Source organism: Candidatus Trichorickettsia mobilis (assembly GCF_034366785.1).
Lineage (GTDB): Bacteria > Pseudomonadota > Alphaproteobacteria > Rickettsiales > Rickettsiaceae > Trichorickettsia > Trichorickettsia mobilis_A.
Map to the genome: position 1 here is coordinate 1 of NZ_CP112961.1, position 3,619 is coordinate 3,619.

A 3,619-nucleotide genomic window follows, 5' to 3' on the forward strand; every position below is an offset into this window, starting at 1 on the left:
TCCCGAGAACGGGTAAATATTACCCCAACAGCCTCCACACCAAAACATCTCGTCTCTCGGTAGATGTACGGTAGATGCGGCACAATCTATTACGCACGCGCTTTGCGCTAGCGCATTGCCGAACAAAAACACCTCAGGATTAAGCAAGGTTTGTAGTTTTTCGTCGTTCCAAGTAACGTCAAGCTCCGATATATATGCCACGTCGAAGGTTGATTGCTCCAAGCAGATAAAATCGGTGATTAGTTCAAGCCAGTAAATCAGAGGATAGATATAATAATGAACGTGGTAAAATGAGCGATGAGAATGATGATCGCCGTAGCCTCTAGCATAACTACTGACTTTATTTGAGTGACCGCTAGCTAACTGCAATCCGCCTAAATTAACCATGCAATACGGCGTTCTGGTAATATCGACGAGTCTTACCGGCTCCCAGAATCCGATAGAAATTCCGGGGACGGGAACATTAGCTTTGGTACATAAACAAAGCGGAGAACTCGGGTTTTTAGTATCTCTTTTTTTCGGAGTACTGCCCTTGCCGATATTAAAGCCGCCGATAGAAATCGGTAGCAAGCATGACCAACAGACATCCGTTATAGGATTAACGAATCTCCCTTGGCAAGTGCTAGCGTAACTTGACATAGGTGCTAAAATAATCATAATTAGCACGATGATGATTTTCCTATGATTCATCCGACCTTTGGCGAAGTGTCTTGCAGGATCGTCGCCAAAGGTAGAATCATTTGTATTATCGTTCATTTTCCTCTTTTTTTATCCTATGTTGAGAATCCTCTTTAAAACTAACTGCGAGCCAAATATTCTTGAGTAATAACAAAAAACAGAACATACTAATCGGTACTAACCACATCTCGCCGAGCAAAGCAGTCGATACGCTTTTGCTCGCACTTAAAGTAAAAACTACTAAAATTGCACTAAGTACGCCTAATTTTGCTAAATGTTTATAATGGCTACCGTCAATAGTTAGTCCGAGCGATATCGATATTAAACTTAAGTACATTATGTAATTGCCGCTTAAGACAAGCGGATCAAAATTAGTGTTGTAATACTGAAACACGCAAGCAAACATCCACCATAAAGCGGTTATGATTACCAAACTAAAATTATATTTAGTTACTAATACTTTACCGATTAGATCTACAATTTTATGTTCCGTAGAATTTGTATTATTTTTCATAACTTTCTTATAAATAGTTGCTTTTTTTATTTTTTATTTACTTCAATATTAAGCTCCGTAACCTTTAAATATTTGCCGTCTTGCTCGACTATCGCAGGCACGTGTGCAATATTGAATCTGCCCGTTAACTCGCCGAATTGGTCAAAATATATAAGATTTCCGACTTCTCTCTCTAATTCAAGAGGTCTACCCCCCGTTAAGATTATTTTAGTATCCGAGGATGCGCTGATATGAGCGGCATTATCCGTATTTTGAATACTCAAGTTTTGCCGTAGTTTATCTTCGTTTTTATCAAACGTTTCATCGGTTTTTAGATAATTATCTTTTGCCCAAGCTATTTGAGCCGAGTCCCGCCCGTCGATGAACACCATCCTGCCGCCCCACTCCATATGATCTAAGGGATTTACTTTTGTCCCCGCAGGGTATAATAATTTACCGCAAGGTAAGAATACGTCTTCGTCTAAAACGTAACTCGGATCAAAACTATGACTAACCGTTCTTGTCGCTCTAGTAATACCGAGAACGGGTGTCGGCTCTTCTACTTTTTTTCGTGCTAGATCTTTCATTTTTTGCTCATGATCTGCTAGATTTACGCCCTTTAATTTACGCTGCATCATGGCAACAAAACCTTCTTCCTTGATCTCGAAAGTAGCCCCCTGCTTGCCGAAATCCTTGGCAAGCACCGCGCTGCTTAAACTAAAAAATACTGCCGACATCAGAAATTTATTAAGCACTTTCATTTACCGATTCTCTTTTAATAGGTTCAATTAAATAATGCTTGATAATCAGTCCGTATATTACGCAAATATTAGTAATTAAAACGACCGCTATAACGTCTAAACAGAGCATTAAGGTAATAATATTTATTATAATTAAACCTGCACTCCACATGCCTGCTCTTCTAATTAAACCGAGGCAACATAAAATCAAACTACCCAAAATTGCGGTTATTGAAATACTCATCGTCGATACTATAAGAACAATGAATTGAAAATTTTGCTTTATACCTTTTTGCGGGGTTTGCCGAATTATTTCCAAAATCATATGCTTAAAATTTAATGCCTCTACGATAGAAGGTGATTTAAAAATCCATAAATAAAGAGCGGTTATATGTATCGAGACGGATAAGACTAGAACAAATCCGTCCGCTACCGATTTAATCGGTTGTTCGTTTTTTAATATAAATTCCCGTAATTTCTGTATAACTACCGCTAGCATCTTTACTTAACCTCGGAGTAATTAATTTGTTAAATTATGATTTTTATAAAATCTATGCACGCAAAACAGCCACACAAAACATAATAAGGCCGCAAACCAAACGTAACCGGAGTACGCAAGCATATAACAAAACAAGAGAGCAAGTAGTCCTCTGGACGTTTCGGTCGCTAGAATGTAATTCTTGCGTAAATAAAGAATCACGCTTGCTATAATCGCCGCGCTAGGGACAAATAACATTACTATACATACGCTAGCCGCTCTCGTGCTTTTTCCTCCTCGGATAATCTCGTTTATACAATCATTCAAGAATTCAGATAAGTTGTCGGCTCCTCCCGCCTTCGGTGCTACATAAATATATGCGTAAAGGATGCACAAGTGCACCGCGCTACAAAAAGCTAAGATTAATTGCCTGTGAATTGAAAGTTTTTGTTGTTTTTGATTTAAAATCGCTTTTAACATTTTTACCTGCTAGTGCTTATAGTTTTTGCCGTGCGGGTAGCTTTTATCGTCTCAAACATTTGATCGGCCTTAGCTTGATACCCCGCTGCTTTTAGGTTCATGCCTAGAGAAAATGCTATGATCGCAAGTATTAACTCTTCGCTTAAGCAATGCTTTGCTTTGTGCAGGCCACTAGTTTTATTGCCTTGCTTAAGCTTGCTTTTATCGTCGTATCTAAATCTAATCACCGTCATTATTCCCGGTTTTATCTTCTTTTCGCAATTCGCCAATAATTTTTGCGTGTATCTCACTACTTATTGACCTGACGTTCTCGCCCCTTACGCTACTCATACTATATACCACTAAGTTTTTACCCGTTTTGTAGGTTTTAGGTAAACTAACCGCTAAACTTACCGCCTTTTCAATCTCGCCGAAAAACAACTGACGGGTGCTAAGGTCTTCATTCTTTATCCTATCTTCCTCTAAACTCATTAACTCATCTTCGGCAACGTATAAAATATGATAATTATTACTACCTGCTAATTTTTCGGTGTATACGAGCATCAAGCATGAACCGATTATCCCTGAAGTTACTATTGCTAATATTTTTTTTGCTATATCCATTTTTAACCTTTCTAAAATATTCTACACCTTCAGTACGTTTTACGGCTTATTGCTTTACCGCTTCCTTTTAAACTTACCAACTGCTCGACCGCTTCATCTAAACTAATCCCTGCCTTCGTTTTGTTCTTTAAGAAATTAAAATCAGAT

At 38.3% G+C, this 3,619-nt stretch carries 6 protein-coding genes; all 6 read right to left on the reverse strand.

Features of this window, described 5'->3' with window-relative positions; all coding sequences use genetic code 11:
• On the reverse strand, positions 1 to 756 hold a 756-nt coding region (locus Trichorick_RS09155), incomplete at its 3' end, for a TraU family protein (RefSeq protein WP_323739342.1).
• Positions 746 to 1,192: a hypothetical protein gene (locus Trichorick_RS09160; RefSeq protein WP_323739343.1), complete on the reverse strand. Its 447-nt coding sequence runs from the start codon at positions 1,190 to 1,192 to the stop codon at positions 746 to 748. The genes Trichorick_RS09160 and Trichorick_RS09155, both read right to left, overlap by 11 nt.
• A 26-nt stretch (positions 1,193 to 1,218) precedes the next feature.
• Positions 1,219 to 1,932: a conjugal transfer protein TraW gene (locus tag Trichorick_RS09165; RefSeq protein WP_323739344.1), complete on the reverse strand. Its 714-nt coding sequence runs from the start codon at positions 1,930 to 1,932 to the stop codon at positions 1,219 to 1,221.
• On the reverse strand, positions 1,919 to 2,410 hold the full coding sequence (locus Trichorick_RS09170) for a hypothetical protein (protein ID WP_323739345.1): 492 nt from the start codon (positions 2,408 to 2,410) through the stop codon (positions 1,919 to 1,921). Before Trichorick_RS09170 ends, Trichorick_RS09165 begins: the two co-directional genes overlap by 14 nt.
• A gap of 461 nt (positions 2,411 to 2,871) precedes the next feature.
• Positions 2,872 to 3,096: a hypothetical protein gene (locus Trichorick_RS09175; protein WP_323739346.1), complete on the reverse strand. Its 225-nt coding sequence runs from the start codon at positions 3,094 to 3,096 to the stop codon at positions 2,872 to 2,874.
• The gene (locus Trichorick_RS09180) at positions 3,089 to 3,472 is read right to left on the reverse strand and encodes a hypothetical protein (RefSeq protein WP_323739347.1); all 384 of its coding nucleotides are present in this window, start codon (positions 3,470 to 3,472) and stop codon (positions 3,089 to 3,091) included. The genes Trichorick_RS09175 and Trichorick_RS09180 overlap by 8 nt, the downstream gene beginning before the upstream one ends.
• Between the last annotated feature and the right edge of the window lie 147 nt (positions 3,473 to 3,619).